Consider the following 17,978-nt stretch of genomic DNA (forward strand, 5'->3'; position numbering starts at 1 on the left):
GATTCAGATCCCGGATAAATGACCATGCTCTTTCCTGTCGCGAAACCTGACGCGTCTCGTTACCAACGAAGCTCGGGGGCCTTCCTTTTGCCTGCCAGGGCGATTGCCGGTGCTGTGCTGAGTGCGCTGCTCATTGGCGGATGCGCGCCCGATGCTTTTCTGCCCGACGCCCCGTATGAAGACTTTCTCAATCGGGTTCAGAGCAAATGCCTGTATCAGAGGATCGGCAACGTCGAAATCACTTCCGACTTCCTGCAGACGCCATATTTCCTGGACCTGACGTCGCGCTTCTACAACGGCGAGATCCCCCAGGCAGCCTTCGTCGAGAACCTCCAGGGAGCTTATTCTGCAGAGCCCGGTTCGCCGGGCGTGAACTGCCTGCTTGCCCAGATGCCGTCGCAGGGCGGGCCCGTGCCACCGGCGATGGGTGGTCCGCTACCGCCGGCGATGAGCGGTACGCGCTAGTCCGAGCAGTGCATTGGCGGCACTAGCTGCCGCCCCCTTGACGATCCGCATCGGCCGATTCCGCCGATGCGTTGGCGAAGCGGCACTCGAGCACGACAGCCTCTGACGAATTTTCCGGCTGACAGAGCACGCACAGAACAATGAGCAAACGATCCAGAACGAATCCCGGCGCGCCCGGCGCACCTGCCACGCCTCCCGCCGCCTTACCTGCAGCCCCAGTCGTCAAGCCGGCAAGACCGAAAACATTCTTGCTGGTCGTGGGTCTGGCGCTGCTGCTGGTCATTGCCGCAAGTTTCTTCATCGCCATGCGTCAGGATGCGGCGCCGCCGACGTCGCAGGCGCCTGTCGCGCCGCTTGCCGCCGCGGAGCAGCCGCCACCCTTGCTATCACCTGCTGCAGCGCCCGTTGCTGCCAGCTACGTCGGTGCAAGCCGCTGCCAGAGCTGCCACGAGAGCGAATTCAGGGCCTGGAACGGTTCGCACCATCAACTCGCCATGCAGGACGCCACGGCAGCCACCGTGCTCGGTGACTTTGCCGATGCCAGCTTCAACTACCAGGGTGTCGCGTCGACCTTCTTCAAGAGCGCCGATGGCCAGTTCATGGTGCGTACCGATGGCCCCGACGGCAAGCTCAGCGACTACCCGATCAGCTACACCTTCGGCGTCTATCCACTGCAACAGTATCTGATCGCTTTCCCCGGCGGGCGCTATCAGACGCTGCCGATTGCCTGGGACGCGCGGCCGAAAAGTGAAGGCGGGCAGCGCTGGTTCCACCTCTATCCCGAGCAGAAGATTGACCACACCGATCCGCTGCACTGGACCGGCATCTATCAGAACTGGGCGCTGCAGTGTGCCGAGTGCCACTCGACCAATTTGCGCAAAGGCTACGATGCCGCCAGCAACACTTACCACACCACTTACAGCGAAATCAACGTCGCCTGCGAGTCCTGCCACGGCCCCGCTTCGGCGCATGTCGATTGGGCCAGCAAGGCCAAGCCCCCTTACGCCGCGCAGGACGACAAGGGTTTGCCATCGCTGAAGAGCCGCTGGAACGAGGCCTGGAAATTCCCCGCCGAGGGCGCAAAATTCGCCGTGCGTGCGCAGCCGGCCGACCCCGCGGGCATGAACAGCTGCGGCGCTTGCCATTCGCGTCGCTCGACCCTCAGCGAAGGCGGCAAGGCCGGCGCGGTGCTCGAAGATAGTCACCGCCTGGCGATGCTCACCGCGCCCAACTACCACCCCGACGGGCAGCAGCGTGAAGAAGTCTATGTCTGGGGCTCTTTCCTGCAGAGCAAGATGCACCAGAATGGCGTGACTTGCATGGACTGCCACGAACCGCATTCGCAGAAACTGCGCGCCGAAGGCAATGCACTGTGCACGCGTTGCCATCTGGCCAGCGAGTTCGACGTGGCCAAGCACCATCAGCACCAGGCCGGCGGCAAAGGTGCGCAGTGCGTTAGCTGTCACATGCCGAGCCAGAACTACATGGTCGTCCACGCCCGGCCCGATCACAGCCTGCGCATACCGCGCCCAGACCTCTCTATCTCGCTGGGCAGCCCAAATGCCTGTACTCAGTGCCACACCGACAAGCAGCCCGACTGGGCAGCCACCAGCATGGACAAATGGTACGGCAAGGCCTGGCGTGAGCGCCCGCATTACGGCAGCACCCTGCACGCTGGCGAGACGCAAGGTGTGCGCGCCCTGCCAAGGCTGCTGGAACTGGCCAGCAGCCCGGCAGCGCCGGCCATCGTCAGGGCCACCGCGGCGACCCTGGCACAGCCCTACGTCAATCCCGGCACGCTGCCGGCTACGCGTGCGCTGCTCCAGGATGCTGATCCCTCAGTGCGCATCGCCGCTCTCGGCATGCTGGCGCCGGTCGACCCGCTGAATCGCGTGCTTGGCGCTTCCGCCTTGCTTTCCGACCCGGTCCTCGGCGTGCGCATCGAGGCCGCAAGTCTCCTCGCCGACGTGCCCGATAGCCAGATCCCCTCGGCTCGGCGCGCAGCACGCGAAGCCGCCTTGCAGGAATACGAGGCGGCGCTGAAGCTGGAGGCCGACTGGCCATCGGGTAATGTCAATCTCGGCAACCTGCGCTTGCGCCAGGGACGTGTCGACGCGGCTGTCGCTGCCTTCCAGAGGGCGATCATGCTCGATCCGCAGGCGGTCGGCGCCTATGTCAATCTGGCCGATACCTGGCGCCAGCAGGGGCGCGAGTCGGAGGCCGAAAAGATCTTGCGCGATGGTCTCGTGGTGCTGCCACGCAACGCCGACTTGCACCACGCCCTGGGCCTGCTGCTGACCCGCAAGGGGGAGAGCGCCGCGGCGCTGCAGGAATTCGGCGAAGCCGCCCGGCTGGCGCCGGACAACGCGCGCTACGCCTATGTGCAAGCCATTGCCCTGCACTCCGCCGGCAAGCGCGCCGAAGCCCTGGCGCTGCTGCGCGCCGCCAATAAACGTCACCCGAGTGATCTCGAGATCCTCAGTGCGCTGATCTCGATGAATCGTGAGGCGGGCGACCGGCGGGCGGCACTAAGCTACGCCAGGACAGCCGCCGAGCTTCTGCCCGACGACCAGAGCGTGAAGCAACTGCTGAGCGAGTTGGAAGGCCGTTAAGGCGATTGCCGGAAACGAACGTACCAGATTGCGCCGGATTTTTGGTCGGCTTCAAGGCGCGACAACAGGCGCATAGTCGAACTATGTAACTGTTGTCGTAACACAGAAGACGGGCGAAAAGACAAGCAAGATGGTATGTTCTTTGACAGAAATCGCCGAAGACCATTCGATCAATTTCTTCAGCCCTTAGCCGACTTCCCATCGCCTGGCCCAAGACCGCTTTTATGTGCGCCATTAGGCATTGTGGAGAGGCACTCATTTTTCCTCCACATTTGCTGCTCAGAATGTCTCCATTGGCCGGCCGATGGATGTCTGCCAAAGCACAGGAGCGATCTGATGATAAATGTAAGACAAATTTTGGCGCGCACAAGCTTGATGGCTGCTCTCGCGTGCTTTTCCGGCCTGCTTTTAGCGCAAGCGCCTGAGGGTCAAGGGGGGCCGCGCAAACCGCCGCAGGAAGCACTTGATGCCTGCAAGTCATTGAGCGCTGGCCACGAGTGCGGTTTTACCTCCCCGCAGGGAAGCGTCAAAGGTTCCTGCTGGGCTCCCGAAGACAAACCGCTGGCGTGCAAGCCGAAGGATGAGCCGAGCCGCGGATCCCAAGCAAAAAAGCAATAAACAGCCTGATACGGGTCGTCGTACAGGATTGAAAAGGAGTTCATCATGAGCAGCATCGGCAGTGTTGGCAGCAGTAACAACAGTTTCATGATGCAGAGCACGAGGCAGCGCCCGGATACGAAGAGCATGGCCGGGGAGTTGTTCGCGCAGTTGGACACATCCGGGCAGGGTTACCTCCAGAAGTCAGATCTTCAGGCAGCCTTCGACAAGATTTCTTCCACCTCCAGTTCCTCGTCAAGTGCGACCGGCACTTCATCGACGGTTGATGAACTCTTTTCAACGCTTGACACGAACAGTAACGGAAAAGTCTCCAAGGAAGAATTCACCGATACTCTGACAAAACTTCAAAACGACCTGGAGCAGCAATACCAGGACGGTCGTATGCAGAAGGCGATGCAGGCGGGTGGGACAGCGGGGATGGAGGGGATGGGCGGCAGGCCGCCACCGCCGCCGCCACCCGGCGACGGACCGAGCATGAGCAAGGACGAACTGAGCAGCACCCTCAATGAAATCGACACGTCCGACAGCCGAAGCACTCTGCTGTCCGCTATTCTCCAGAGCTTTGATCAGGCGGACAGCGACGGCGATGGCGAAGTCAGCTTCCAGGAAGCGATGGCCTTCCAGCAGTCGAGCGGCGGCGCCAGCGGCTCGGCTGCGACGGCGTCCATCGATGCCAGCCTTGGCGCTGCCTCGTCAGCAGCGGCGAGCGGCAATTCCGAGGCCAAGGTCATGATGCAGATCATGAAGTTGATGCAGGCCTACAACATTGGCAATGAGCAGAGTCAAGACGGCAGTCTGCTGGCTTCGCTGTCGGTTTCGGCGTAGCCCGTGCGAAAGTCGCGCCAGGTCATGACCGTTGATACGGCAATTTCTGTGGGACTACTTCGGAAACATCAACTGCACCTGGAAGCGCAGTTGCCAGTTGGCGGCATTGTCGGGATGGGCGACATTGTAGTAGGCACTGAGCTGGGTGTTTACAGGTAGTTTGCCGAAGTGGAAAATTTTGCCGACGCCGCCGCCCAGCGGCACCGTCCAGCGCTGGCTGTTGTCGGCCTTCCAGTCGGCGGTGACGATAGGCGCCGACGTGAGATAGAAGCCGCCTTCGAAGTTGTAGTTCAGGAAAGGCTGGAGCAGGAAGTTGTTGTAGCTGGCGTCACTTCCCGAGCCGACCGACCAGACGTTGTTCGCCAGGAAGCCGTACACCCAGGGGTCGCCTTTCTCGAGATGGAGTAACACGAACGACGGGCCAAGTCCCCAGTGGTCGTTGCCGAGCGAGTCGTTGCTGTTGGTTGGCATCTGCACGATCGCGCCGGCGCCCCAGATGGCGCTTTTGGGCACGGCAGGCGACAGGAAGGCCGTCAACTGGATGTCGCCGATGCCGTTGGTCCGATCGCCGCCGGGCACGAAAGCGGGCTGCGAAATCACCGGCATGATCGTGCGCGTGATGACGTTCCATTCGCTGTTGACCTCGATCGGAATCACCGGCTGGACGTTGAGAATGTTTTGAGTGCCGTCGCGCGGTCCGACGTTGAAGTTGGTGTTGTTCTGGAAGGGTACGCTGATCAGGTTGCCGACCGGGTTCTGCGCCAGTTTGGCGAGTTCCTCGGCGCTCATTTCGGCGCGCGCCGGCGTGGTGAGTGCCGTCGCCAGGGCGAGGGGGCCGAGAACGCGTCGCGCCGCGCTCGGAATCATCTTGGATTGCATTGTTGCGCTCCTAGCAGTCAGGGTGTCCCGAGGAACAGGTAGAAATTGGAATAGCCGCCGATCGAGCCGGCATTCGAGTAGCCGTAACCCAGGTAGACCGGACCAAAAGGTGTTTCGCCGCCAAGATAAACGGCTGCGCCGGGAATCCAGCCTTTCAGCTCGGTTTCGGTGAACGGCCTGCCGACCTTGGCGGTTTCCAGGGCGGCTCCCAGGCGCAGGTCACCGCGCAGGCCAAGCGGCAGGCGGCCGATGATGCGCTCGGCGCGGATGCTGCCGTAGCTCATATCGTCGCCCTTCAGCTGCCCGACGGCAAAGGCCGTCATGTTGAGCATGCCGCCGAGTTGTCCGAGATCGTAGGCCGGGAGCTCTCCGACCGGCGAGCCCTGATACGACAGGCGGCTGGCCAGCACCCAGTCGCCGACGCTCAGGTAGCCGCTGGCACCGGCGTCGAGCCTGCTGAAGCCGCTGGCTGGTGAGTCGAAGTATTTGACGCTGCTGGACCAGCCATTGGTTGGAAAGTAGATGCGGTCGGTCTGGTCGAAATCGAGTCCGGCAAACCAGCCGCCAAAGGTCTTCGACTCCGCCGGCAGGAATGGTGCGCCTGTCTGGATCGTGGCTTTTCGCCAGTTCTCCTGCCAGCCGAGGCGCGCCTGGCCGAGCAGCCCGAGGTTCATGCCCGCCCCCACCTGGACGGCGCTTTGGCTGAGGGCGTATTCGGCGAGTTGCTCGTTATTCTCGTAAATGCCGGTCGATGTGCTCCGATAGTTGACGTTGGCCTCGACGAAGTAGCGCTGGCGTGCGTCAATGGGTTGGTAAAAGTCGGCGCCAATCCCGGTTGTTGACCCGATCTGCACATAACCGAGGAATTCGCCGCCCAGGCTATTGAGCCAGGTTTTCTGATAGGCAGCGCGAATGGCGTAGGTGGAGTCGGTCTGGAAGTTGCTTTCGAGGTTGATGCCAAAGCGCAGGTAATCAGGGCCCCAGCTTTTCTCCATCGGCGTCACACGCAGGATTTCGCGGTTACGCAGGGTGTCGTCCAGCGCATAATCGACCTGCTGGTAGTAGCCGTCGCCATAGGCGCGCATCAGATCGGCATCGAGTTTCACCGGGTCGACGGTGTCGCCCGGCTTGATCTGCAGGTAGCGCTCGACGACTGCCGGGTTGACCAGCTTGAGTCCGGCGATCTGCACCTCGTTAATGCGCGGTGCGGCGCGCATCGGCGGCTGGACCTGGGCGACCCAGGCGGCGTAAGCGGTTTCACTGACCGCCAGTGCGCGCAGGCGATCGGCGACCGCCTCGGTGGCCTTGACGCCGCGATCCGCGGTTTCCGAACTGCGCTTGAAGTCGCCCGCCGTGATCCCCTCGAGATCGGGCTTGATGTAGATGTCGGTCGGCTTGAGCGTCGCCAGCGAACGGGTGACATTCTGTTCGGTGAGGATGTTGACCATTTGTGCCGAAACGCTCAGCAGGCCGCTAATATCTTCGGCCTTGAGCAGTGGTGAGCCGACGTTGACGGCGATGATGATGTCGGCCTGGCAGCGGGCACGCGCTTCGTCGATCGGCACGTTGTCGACCAGGCCGCCGTCGACCAGTTTCTTGCCATCGGCCTCGACCGGCGCCATCAGGCCGGGAACCGACATGCTGGCGCGCATCGCTTGCGACAGGCTGCCCCGACGGAAGACCACTTTCTCACCCCCGACGATATCGGTGGCAATGATTGACAGTGGTAGCGGCAGGGTCTCGATTTCACGTTCGCCAAGATAGTCGCGAACCAGGGTATTGAAAAACAGCTTGATCTTCTGACCCATGACGATGCCGGGTTGCCCGTTCACGCCTTGCGGACCGACACCCGTTTCCGAACCCGGCAGGAAGCGCTTGTCGTACACTTTTTTTCGGAAGTTCTGCTGGTCCAGTGGTGGATCGTCGCGGAACAGGTCATCCCAGTCGGCTTCAGCCAGCTTGCTGCGCATGGTTGCCGGACTCAGGCCGCTGGCGTAGACGCCTGCGACCAGGGCTCCCATGCTGGTGCCGGCGACACAGTCGACCGGCACGCGCAGTTTTTCAAGGACTTCGAGGACGCCGATATGCGCCGCGCCGCGCGCACCGCCACCGCCGAGGACCAGGCCAACGCGCGGCCTGGCCAGTTCGCTGGCGGCCGTTTGCGCGGCAACACCGCCGGCAAAAAGAAGGATTCCGGCGGCGAAGGCCATGCGTCCCAGCCTGACTGCCACGGTCGATTCGAACACGCTTGTACTCACTCCCAACTCCTTGTTTTGATACCCGGTCGACCAAACGCTTGCCGCGAGTCGAAGGCTGCGCGTGCCCCCGTCGCCACGCGGTTGACGCGGCATTTACTGTTTCAGCGCCTCGACGCGAAGGTGGCCGACACCGCCCCGGGTGGCGTGACGGCCAGGAAATTACTGCAGAGCGGTCATCGGCAGCGAGTCGAGAATGGTCAACGCGGCGTGCGCATTTTCGGCTGCATCGCGGCCCAGGCTGGTGAGATAACCGCCATCGACCTGCGTCAGCAGGCCTTTGGCGTGTAGCCGCTCGGCGGCAGCGATGACTTCGGGTGCTGCGGCCTTGTGGATTTTCAGGCCTTGCTGCGGGCTTGCCAGGTCAAAGCGGGCCAGGATGTTCAGTTCATTGACCAGATCGGGCGTGAAGGGCATGGCAAGTCCTCGTTTGGTTACGGCGCGGTTGCGCTTGGGGGCTACATTCTAACGGTCATAGCATGTCGCGACACCATTGACAATCGAAGTCGTGACCGTTTCCCTCGCTGGCGGCGTGCATTCCGGCTTGCACGCCGGAATTGTTCGACCGGCAGGGAGCATACTCCCTGAATTCCCCGTCTCACTCCCCTGGCCCTTCTCCCGCGAGTGGAGAAGGGAGGTTCGTGAGTCGCGGGCGCGACTTCCAGGGAAAGGCGACCTGGACGCCTCACTCTCAGGAACTGCATGAGAGCGTCGAGCAGCCGGCTTTATGGCGTGCCCAGTCGGGGCGTCGGGCGCTGAAAGCTGCGCGTCCCGGCTGCTCGTCGAAAGGGTGGCGCAGGACTTCGAGCAGTTCATGGATCCTCTGCGTGTCTCCCTGTTCGGCGCGCTCGATGGCCTGTTGCGCCAGGTAATTGCGCAGTACGAAGCGTGGGTTGGCCTGATTCATGGTGGCCATGCGGCGCTCTGCCGGCTGCCCGTCGTGGCGCAGGCGAGCGCTATAGCGCAGCAGCCAGCGCGCCAGGTCGGGTGCAAATTGCTGGCGGAGATCGTCACGGTAGAAAGCTTCACGCAAGGCTTCGGGGTCCGCTTGGCCGATGTCGAGCTGCGCCAGCTGGCGGAAGAACCCGGTCATGTCGATCTCGGCCAGGCGCATCAGTTCGAACAGGTCGGCGAGCAGCTCGCCATCGTCCGGTGTCCAGCTGCGCAATCCCAGCTTGGCGGCAAAAGCCGTACAGAACTCGGCCGAATAGACTTCGTCGTAACGATCGATAGCCGCTGCCAGCTCTGCGACTGGCGCCGATCTTGTCGGCTTCTCTGCCTTCGGCAGCAACGGAAGCAGCGCGTCGGCGAGTCGTTCGAGGTTCCAGCGGGCGATTTCGGGCTGGCGGGCAAAGCAGTAGCGGCGGCTCGAGGCATCGGTGGTGTTTGGCGTCCAGCCGGGGTCGAAGTTGTCGACCCAGCCGTAGGGGCCGTAGTCGATGGTCAGGCCGAGGATGGACATGTTGTCGGTATTCATGACCCCGTGGACAAAGCCGACGCGTAGCCAGTGAGCCATCAGGCGGGCGGTGCGCTCGCAGACTTCGTGGAACCACGCGCCGAGCTTTTGTTCGCGTGTGCCCACCAGCGCGGGGAAGTCGCGGGCAATGGTGAAGTCGACCAGGCGCTGCAGCAGTGCGTGCTCGCCGCGCGCCGCCAGCAGCTCGAAATGCCCGAAGCGAGTAAACGAGGGCGCCACGCGGCAGACGATGGCTCCGGGCTCGGCGATCGGATGGCCATCGTAGAACATGTCGCGGACGACGTTCTCACCGCTGCCAACCAGACTCAGCGCGCGCGTCGTCGGCACGCCGAGGTGATGCATTGCCTCGCTGCACAGGAACTCGCGGATCGACGAGCGCAAGACCGCGCGCCCGTCGGCGCGGCGGGCGTACGGTGTCGGGCCGGCGCCTTTGAGTTGCAGTTCGAAACGCTGCCCGCGCCGATTGACCGTTTCACCGAGCAGGATCGCCCGGCCGTCGCCGAGCTGCCCGGCCCATTGCCCGAACTGATGACCGCCGTAACAGCTTGCATAGCCAAGCATGCCAGGCAGCAAGCGGTTACCGGAAAGGGCGCCGAGCATCGCCGGCGAGGCCATGTCCTGGTCGTCGAGATCAAGGTCGGCGGCCACTTCGCGCGAATGGGCGAGCAGCGTCGGTGCCGCGACCGGTGTCGGGGTGACCGGCGACCAGCAGGCGCCAAAGACTTGCCGCGGCTGGTTGCGCTGTTCGCTATCGCCCGGCAGTTCGCGAACGAAGCGGTTATCGAAGTTCAGCATGAGCGCTGCCATAGGCGCTTGCCAAGCCGGTACGGTGGCGGCGATGGCGCATCCAGAATCGACGCCTCACCTTCGCCCATCATCAGCCCTGGCGAACCAGGTCGACGATCTGGGCGCTGTCCAGCGTGCGTGCGCGGGCCTGCATCTCGGGCAGATAGCGGCTCTGCAGGCCCTTGGCTTCAGCGAGCACGTTGTCGAAGCTTGCGCGCAGCATCTCGCTGGAGAAGCTGCGACCGCCGGCATAGTAGCGTCTGGCGACGTGGCCGAGGGCGTAGGTGCTGGCAAAGCTCATTCCCGAGCTCACCGCCTGCTTGCCCAGGCCGCGCAGGAAGCCACCGCCGACCTTGCCGAGCAGGCCGCCAAGCAGCTTGCGTCCGGCCTGTTCGAGATACTGGGAAGTCAGACCGACGCCGAGGGTGGCGAGGAAGTCCTTGATATGCCCGCGGTCGAGCTCGAAATCGTAGGACTTGCCGATGCGGTACACGAGCTTCATTTGCAGCGGAATGATGGCCATCGTCGACAGCGACTCGGGCAGCAGTTCAAGCGCGCCGTTGAGGATCGAGGCCTTGAGAATGGCCTGGTCCATCTCGGCTTCGCTCATCGTCGAGGCGTAGCCGGCAGCCACTGCCTCAGGTACCACGACGGTCCGGGGCGTGTCCGCGGTCGTCGGCGCTGCGCTGTCGCTGGCTGTCGCCACTGGCACTGCGGCGACGGCTTCCGCCTGCTGGCTGTAGGCACTGGCCTGCTGCTGGTCAAGCGCCAGGGCGCCGCGCAGCTCTTCGAGAAAGGCCTTTTCGGCAGTCGATTGCAGGCCATCGGAGTCGCACACACAGACCGCCATTTCAAAAGCCAGTTGTTGCGTCTCGGGGGTAGTCAGCGCTGCCGCGGCCGATGCTATCGTTACCCGTTTGAGCAGGACATCCTGATAGAGCGCTGCGATATTGATCGATCCCTCGCCGGCCAGGGCGTCGGCGATGCGCTTGATCTCGGCACGTTCGCTTTCGTTCTTGCCGCCGTCGGCAAAAGCGGCCATCAGGCTGAGGGTGAGGATTGCTTGTTGCTGCTGCTCGTTCATGCGCGGTCTCTCTGATCAAGGTGGGAGGTGGGCGGTGGGCACGGCGAGTATCGACAAGTTCCGCGGCACAAGCAAGCGCTGCGCAGCGGTTTTTGGGGGTGGGAGCCGGTAGTCGCCTACGACCGCGATCAGCGCGACTCCTTGATCATTCGCGAATGCTTCGGCTGCACCGGTCGGGCGTTGTAGGGGTAGAGGCGCGAAAAGATCCGCAGTTGCTCGGGGGACAGCTGTTGCGTTTGTTTGAGCACCAGCCAGAGGACATCTTCGCTACAGGGGGGGGTGGTCAGGGACCCCATGTAGGTGTAGTAACTGCGGTCCTCGGGAATCAAGCTGGCGAGATCGATGCCCTGCTCGGGTGGTTGCACGTATTCGTTCTTTTCCAGTGGCAGGTTGTTCCATACACTCTGGATCAGCGGGTTTTCCAGGCCCTGTTCGAGGAGCACGGCGACGACGGCCAGATCGCCGTCCTCCGACTTGTGCACCAGGTGGATGACCATCTCGAAGGATTGACCGTCTACGCGTTCTTCGGACGGTCGGTGAAAATGGAACTGCACCAGATCGTAGGTCTTGCCGAGCAGGCCGATGTGGCTGCCGCCGACATCGACCTGTACCGTGTGGCCGTTGTCGATGACGCGAAATTGCGAGGGACGGTAGGTGAAGCGAATCGGCTCGAGATCGACGCGGAAACCGTCGCGGATATCGATCGGCGACTGCCGCTTGCCGTTGGCGCAGGTGGCGTAATCGGGCCGCAGCTTGCCCCAGTTTTCGGGCCGACCCTCCCCTTCGTAGGACCATGGAATCTGCGCGTGCGCGTAGGCGGCGAGGAGATCCTTGGATTCACCCATGCTGCTGCCTGCTGGCGAGCTGGCTGGGTGCGCGTCGGCGAGGCGTGTAGCAGCGACCTGCCTCGGCGGCCGGCGTGCGGCGGCCGTGGTCGATGCGGTGACTGTGGCGGCTGTGGTGGTGGATTGGCGGGCGGGAGCTCGCGTTTCTTCGGGCTCCGTCTTTTCCGCGGCGCGCGTGTTCAGGTTGGCTCGTTGCACTTCCTGGCGCACCAGGGCCTCGTTGGCCTTGCGTAGTTCGCCGGCGGCCGCGCTGACTTTCTCGGCGGTTTTTCTGGCCGCCTGGAGGGCGTCGTTTCCTGCTTTGGGTCGGCAGACTTCGCGCAGCAGCTTATCGTCGAGCATGCCAGTACGCACGGGCATTTCGACCTGCACCTTGACCTCCTCTGCACGCAGTAGTTCACCTTCGACCTTGAAGTAGCGTCGTTGCAGAGTGCTGTAGCTGCGCGTCGCGCAGTCGTAACGGTTGACGGCTTCGACGATGCGGTAGGACGAAGAGGTTCTCGGATCAACGATAGGCTTGTCGAGGACGATTCGCCCGCGTGCTTCGGTCTTGCCCTGATCGACTTTCTTGATGCTGGCTCGGTCGAGCTCGACGCGCCGGCCCGGTTCGTCGGAAATGAGCTGCCAGCTTGCGGAAGCCGCTACAGGCGCGATGGCCACGAGAGCCATGGCAAGAAGCCTGAGGTCTGAAAGCATGGGGAACTCCCTCAATTCGCGCTATGCATCAATTTGTTCACGGACAGTTTCCATGAAACTTTAGGCGATTTGGCGAGCTGGCAGGCAAAAAAAAACCCTGGCGGGCCGTTTGGCGCCGCCAGGGTTTGCTTGCGTGAGGCTGGTGATCGACTACTTAGTGGCTGGCACCGGAAGCACCAAAGCCGGTCTGGGCACGTACGTACTGGTCTTCGAAAGCGTCACGTTCCTTGGCTGCCCGGGCGCTGCTGTCCGAGACCGAGAAGACGTAGGCCAGGAAGAAGGCGATGGGCATCGCGAACAGCGCCGGCTGCGTGTAGGGGAACAGCGGCGCTGCATTGTGCAGCACGTCGACCCATACCGCTTTCGAGAAGACGACGAAGAGGACCGCGGAAATGACGCCGCCGTAGCCGCCCCACAGTGCGCCGCGAGTGGTCAGCCCCTTCCAGTACATCGAGAGAATCAGGACCGGGAAGTTGGCAGCGGCTGCGACACCGAAAGCCAGACCGACCATGAAGGCGATGTTCTGCTTCTCGAAGGCGATACCGAGGATGATGGCCAGGATGCCGAGGGCGATGGTCGCCATCCGCGAGACCTTGATCTCTTCCTTGTCGGTACATTCGCCTTTACGGATCACGCGCGCGTAGATGTCGTGCGCGATTGCCGAAGCGCCGGCCAGGGCCAGGCCCGAGACCACCGCCAGGATGGTGGCGAAGGCAACCGCCGCCAGGAAACCGAGCAGCATGTTGCCGCCGACGGCATGCGCCAGGTGCATGGCGACCATGTTGCCGCCACCGATCAGCGCGCCCTTGATGTCACCGCCTTCAAAGTACTCGGGGTTCTGACCGACCAGAAGAATGGCAACCAGGCCCATCAGGAAGATGACGTTGAAGAAGAAACCGACGAAGCCGGAAGCGTAGAGCACCGACTTGCGGGCTTCCTTGGCGTTGCCGACGGTGAAGAAGCGCATCAGGATGTGCGGCAGACCAGCGGTACCGAACATCAGGCCAAGACCGAGGGAGAGCGCCGTCACCGGATCCGAGAGCAGGCTACCCGGTGCCATCAACGAGGCACCCTGCTTATGAACCGCCTGCGCTTTTTCGAGCAGGGTGGTCAGCGAAAAGCCGAACTGTGAGAAGCCGAGAATCAGCACCAGCGTACCGCCGAAGAGCAGCAGGCAGGCCTTGATGATCTGCACCCAGGTCGTCGCCACCATACCGCCAACGGTCACATAGACCATCATCAGGATGCCAACGGCGAAGATGGCGTAGTTGTACTCGAGGCCGAAAAGCAGCTTGATCAACTGCCCGGCGCCGACCATCTGGGCAATCAGGTAGAAGATCACCACCACCAGCGACGACAGCGCAGCCATCGTCCGCACGCTCGGGTCGAGACGGTAGGAGGTGATGTCCGAGAAGGTGAAGCGGCCCAGGTTACGCAGTCGTTCAGCCATCAGGAAGAGGATGATCGGCCAGCCGGCAAAGAACGCCATCATGTAGATGTAGGCGTCGTAGCCGCGGCTGAAAGTCATCGCCGTGAGACCGAGCAGGGTCGCCGCCGACATGTAGTCGCCGGCGATTGCCAAGCCGTTCTGGAAGCCGGTAATGCCACCGCCGGCGGTATAGAAGTCAGCGGTGGACTTGGTGCGGCCGGCTGCCCAGTAGGTGATGCCCATGGTCAGGGTCACGAAGATCAGGAACATGATGATCGCGTGCCAGTTGGTGGGCTGCGTCTTGATTTCGCCTTGCAGGGCGGGGCCCGCGGCCACCGCCAGGCCGGCGAAAGCGAGCAGGGCGAGTGCCGTTGTAAATCGCTTGCTCATTTTGTCTCCTTCTGTGCTTCTTTGATGATTTCGGCCGTCAGGTCGTCAAACTCGCCATTGGCGCGGCGGACGTAAAGGAAGGTCAGAAGCCAGAAAAAGACGAACATCACCATTTCGGCCGTATAGCCGATGGCCCACATCGACCCCTCGGCGATCGGTTGCCCGAGCATCTTGGGATTGAAGGCGACCAGCAAGAAGAAGCCGTAGAAAATAACCAGCACGATGGCTGACAAGGTCCAGGCGAAGCTCCCTCGCTTCTGAACCAGCTGGTCGAACTTCGGATTGCGCCGAATTCGATCGTATATAACACTACTCATTTGTACTTATCCTCCTTGTTTGTCTTGCGAAATAATTGTGAAACCAATTTTCCAGATGTTGACAAGACCACTCCCCTCGGGGCGTCGAATACTAACCTAGATCCCTGCGTGGTTCAATCCACTGCTCTCCCGAGTGGTTTTTCCCGCGCAGTGGCTCTGCCGATGAAGGGGGCTGGCGCTGCCTTGCGCCAGACAGCGAAGTTGCAGTGTCCGTCGAGGTCGAGGAGGCGCTGCCGCGGCGTGCTTGGTTCGTGAGCAGCAAAGCTTCGCCGAAGCAGCTGCCATCCGACAGTCCCACGCAGCTGGCGGCCTTGCCGGTACGGCAGTTGCTGATGGTGATACTGCATTGCACAATGACTGGCGAAAAAAAAAGACTAGAATCGTCCAGAACAATATAAGCAAAAGCGTGCCGTCACGATAACGGCCGTGAATGCACCGGAGGAGACAATATGCCGGAAAGTGCGTCGTCGCCAGCGCTGGATACCTTTCCGCGCTTGCTGTTGAAGCATGCCCAAGTGCGCGGCGGCAAGGTGGCCATGCGCGAGAAGGACCTCGGGATTTGGCAGTGCTGGACCTGGCAAAATGTTGCCGACGAGGTGCGCGCCCTGGCCTGCGGCCTTGTCGAAATGGGCTTCAAGCGGGGCGAGAGCGTGGCCATTGTCGGCGACAACCGGCCGCGCATGTACATGATGATGAGCGCCGTACAGTGCCTTGGCGGGGTGCCCTTGCCGCTCTACCAGGACGCCGTGGCCAACGAGATGCTTTTCGTTCTGGTCGACGCGGAAGTCCGCTTCCTGTTCGTCGAAGACCAGGAGCAGGTCGACAAGGTGCTCGAACTGCAGGAGCAGTTGCCACAACTGCGCCACGTCTTCTACGACGATCCGCACGGCATGCGCCACTACACGCAGCCCTTCATCCACGATGTGCGCGAGCTGATGGAGATGGGGCGGATACACAACCGCAACCATCCCGATCTGCTGACCACCGAGGTCGCGGCGGGCAGCGCCGACGACGTCAGCGTCATGTTGTATACCTCGGGGACGACCGGCAAGCCAAAGGGGGTGTGCCTGACGCACCACGCCTTCATCAGCGCTGCCCGCGGTGGCGCCGATTTCGATCATCTGACAGCCGACGAAGACATTCTCTCCTACCTGCCGATGGCCTGGGTGGGCGACCATCTGTTTTCGTTTGCGCAGGCGATGATCACCGGTTTCACCATCAACTGCCCGGAGTCGGCCGAGACGGTGATGAACGATCTTCGCGAAATCGGCCCGACCTACTACTTCGCACCACCGCGCGTTTTCGAGAACCTGCTGACGCAGGTGATGATCCGCATGGAAGACGCCAGCGCCATCAAGCAGAAGATGTTCCACTACTTCATGGCCGTGGCGCGGCGCAGCGGTACCGCGATTCTCGATGGCAAAGCGGTGTCCTTCGCTGATCGCGTGCTTTATGGACTGGGCAACTTCTTTGTTTTCGGGCCGCTGAAGAATGTCCTCGGACTGAGTCGCGTGCGCGTCGCCTATACCGCCGGCGCGGCGATCGGTCCCGACCTCTTCCGTTTCTACCGCTCGATCGGCATCAACCTCAAGCAGCTCTACGGGCAAACCGAAACCTGTGCCTACGTCTGTCTGCAACCCGACGGCGAGATCAAGTTCGACAGCGTTGGCAAGCCGGCACCCGGGGTCGAGGTGAAGATTGCCGACAACGGCGAAATCCTGGTCAAGGGTCCGATGTTGCTCAAGGAGTACTACAAGCGGCCGGACGCGACTGCCGACGCGATCAATGCCGATGGCTATTTCATGACCGGTGACGCCGGCATGTTCGACGACGAGGGGCATCTCAAGATCATCGATCGCGCCAAGGATGTCGGCAAACTGGCCAACGGCGCCATGTTTGCGCCCAACTTCATTGAGAACAAGCTCAAGTTCTTCCCCTTCGTCAAGGAGGCGGTGGTTTTCGGCGATCGCCGCGAGATGGTCTGTGCGTTCATCAACATCGACATCGGCGCGGTTGGTAACTGGGCCGAGCGGCGCGGCATCGCCTATTCGGGCTATACCGATCTGGCCGCCAAGGTGGAGGTCTATGGGCTGATCCAGGAGTCGATCGAACAGGTGAATTCCGAGCTGCTTGGCGAAGGTCCGCTGGCCGATTCGCAGATTCATCGTTTCCTGATCCTGCACAAGGAGCTCGATCCCGATGATGACGAGTTGACGCGCACGCGCAAGGTGCGCCGCGGTTTCGTCGCCGAGAAGTACGGGGTATTGATCGACGCGCTCTACGCTGGCAAGGGCAGCCAGTTCATCGAAACGGCGGTGAAGTTCGAGGACGGGCGGCAAGGCAAGGTTGCCGCCGATTTGGTGATCCGGGATCTGAAAACCTTTGCTATTGCCGGGAGGGCCGCGTCATGAGTCGGCAGATCGGCGAGGTCGTTCTCGACCTGAAACAGGTTTCGCTGTCCTTCGGCGGCGTCAAGGCGCTGACCGACATCTCGTTTGATGTGCGCGAACACGAGATCCGGGCGATCATCGGCCCCAACGGTGCTGGCAAGAGTTCGATGCTCAATGTGATCAACGGCGTCTATCGGCCGCAGGAGGGCGAGATCATCCTGCGCGGTCAGCGGTTCACGAAAATGAACCCCTACAAGGCTGCCCAGGCCGGGATCTCGCGGACTTTCCAGAACATTGCCCTGTTCAAGGGAATGAACGTCATCGACAACCTGATGACCGGCCGCAACCTGAAAATCAGGAGCAACCTGATTCAACAGGCCTTCTGGTGGGGGCCGGCGCGACGCGAGGAGCTCGAGCATCGCGCCAAGGTTGAGGAGGTGATCGACTTTCTCGAAATCCAGCACATTCGCAAGACGCCGGTCGGACGACTGCCTTACGGTTTGCAAAAGCGCGTAGACCTCGGTCGCGCGCTGGCCATGGAGCCGAGCATCCTGCTGCTTGACGAGCCAATGGCCGGTATGAACGTCGAAGAAAAGCAGGACATGTGCCGCTTCATTCTCGACGTCAATGACCAGTTCGGGACGACCATCGTGCTCATCGAGCACGACATGGCGGTGGTGATGGATATCTCCGACCGGGTCGTCGTTCTCGACTACGGCAAGAAGATCGGTGACGGTGATCCGGACGTGGTCCGCAATAATCCGGACGTCATCAGCGCCTATCTCGGCGCCAGCCACTAACGGTCATGACCTGTCGAGAAACCCCAGATGATGAAAGGGATGACCGTCCCCCCTCTTCCCCCAGCCCTTCTGCCACAGGGGCGAGAAGGGAGGTTTGTGAGTCGCCTACG

The 17,978-nt window shown here is 62.1% G+C and carries 13 protein-coding genes; 5 read left to right on the plus strand and 8 right to left on the minus strand.

Going from position 1 to position 17,978, the window contains the following annotated elements:
* Positions 1-24 precede the first annotated feature (24 nt).
* From QZ648_RS04295 to QZ648_RS04305, 3 genes are all read left to right on the plus strand, one after another.
* Entirely contained in the window at positions 25-465 is a 441-nt protein-coding gene (locus tag QZ648_RS04295) for a hypothetical protein (protein WP_291996208.1), read from the plus strand.
* A 257-nt stretch (positions 466-722) separates the two neighbouring features.
* Complete coding sequence (locus QZ648_RS04300; protein ID WP_291996540.1) at positions 723-3,077, plus strand: tetratricopeptide repeat protein; 2,355 nt, start codon at positions 723-725, stop codon at positions 3,075-3,077.
* A 663-nt stretch (positions 3,078-3,740) separates the two neighbouring features.
* Complete coding sequence (locus QZ648_RS04305) at positions 3,741-4,520, plus strand: EF-hand domain-containing protein (RefSeq protein WP_291996209.1); 780 nt, start codon at positions 3,741-3,743, stop codon at positions 4,518-4,520.
* Between the two features lie 54 nt (positions 4,521-4,574).
* On the opposite strand, the gene QZ648_RS04310 is transcribed toward QZ648_RS04305, so the two are convergent.
* The 8 genes from QZ648_RS04310 to QZ648_RS04345 form a co-directional block, all read right to left on the minus strand.
* Complete coding sequence (locus tag QZ648_RS04310; RefSeq protein ID WP_291996210.1) at positions 4,575-5,399, minus strand: transporter; 825 nt, start codon at positions 5,397-5,399, stop codon at positions 4,575-4,577.
* A 17-nt stretch (positions 5,400-5,416) separates the two neighbouring features.
* Positions 5,417-7,657 (minus strand): patatin-like phospholipase family protein, encoded by a 2,241-nt coding sequence (locus QZ648_RS04315; RefSeq protein WP_291996211.1) that lies wholly within the window; start codon positions 7,655-7,657, stop codon positions 5,417-5,419.
* A 159-nt stretch (positions 7,658-7,816) separates the two neighbouring features.
* Positions 7,817-8,071: a TIGR02647 family protein gene (locus QZ648_RS04320; RefSeq protein WP_169066500.1), complete on the minus strand. Its 255-nt coding sequence runs from the start codon at positions 8,069-8,071 to the stop codon at positions 7,817-7,819.
* A gap of 274 nt (positions 8,072-8,345) precedes the next feature.
* Complete coding sequence (locus QZ648_RS04325) at positions 8,346-9,938, minus strand: protein adenylyltransferase SelO (protein WP_291996212.1); 1,593 nt, start codon at positions 9,936-9,938, stop codon at positions 8,346-8,348.
* Between the two features lie 70 nt (positions 9,939-10,008).
* Positions 10,009-11,001, minus strand: coding sequence for a DUF533 domain-containing protein (locus QZ648_RS04330; protein WP_291996213.1), 993 nt, complete (start codon positions 10,999-11,001; stop codon positions 10,009-10,011).
* Between the two features lie 128 nt (positions 11,002-11,129).
* Positions 11,130-12,542 (minus strand): surface-adhesin E family protein, encoded by a 1,413-nt coding sequence (locus QZ648_RS04335; RefSeq protein ID WP_291996214.1) that lies wholly within the window; start codon positions 12,540-12,542, stop codon positions 11,130-11,132.
* A gap of 154 nt (positions 12,543-12,696) precedes the next feature.
* Positions 12,697-14,361, minus strand: a complete 1,665-nt coding sequence (locus QZ648_RS04340; RefSeq protein ID WP_169066502.1) for a cation acetate symporter — start codon at positions 14,359-14,361, stop codon at positions 12,697-12,699.
* A complete protein-coding gene (locus QZ648_RS04345; RefSeq protein ID WP_169066503.1) occupies positions 14,358-14,678 on the minus strand; it encodes a DUF485 domain-containing protein in 321 nt (106 codons plus the stop codon). The genes QZ648_RS04340 and QZ648_RS04345 overlap by 4 nt, the downstream gene beginning before the upstream one ends.
* A gap of 449 nt (positions 14,679-15,127) precedes the next feature.
* On the opposite strand from QZ648_RS04345, the gene QZ648_RS04350 reads away from it, so the two are divergent.
* Together QZ648_RS04350 and QZ648_RS04355 are read left to right on the plus strand one after the other, a co-directional pair.
* A complete protein-coding gene (locus QZ648_RS04350; protein WP_291996215.1) occupies positions 15,128-17,089 on the plus strand; it encodes an AMP-binding protein in 1,962 nt (653 codons plus the stop codon).
* Positions 17,086-17,868, plus strand: coding sequence for an ABC transporter ATP-binding protein (locus tag QZ648_RS04355; protein ID WP_291996216.1), 783 nt, complete (start codon positions 17,086-17,088; stop codon positions 17,866-17,868). The genes QZ648_RS04350 and QZ648_RS04355 overlap by 4 nt, the downstream gene beginning before the upstream one ends.
* Positions 17,869-17,978: the final 110 nt, after the last annotated feature.

The sequence above is a fragment of the Candidatus Accumulibacter sp. ACC012 genome (assembly GCF_907163155.1).
Taxonomy (GTDB): Bacteria; Pseudomonadota; Gammaproteobacteria; order Burkholderiales; family Rhodocyclaceae; genus Accumulibacter; species Accumulibacter delftensis.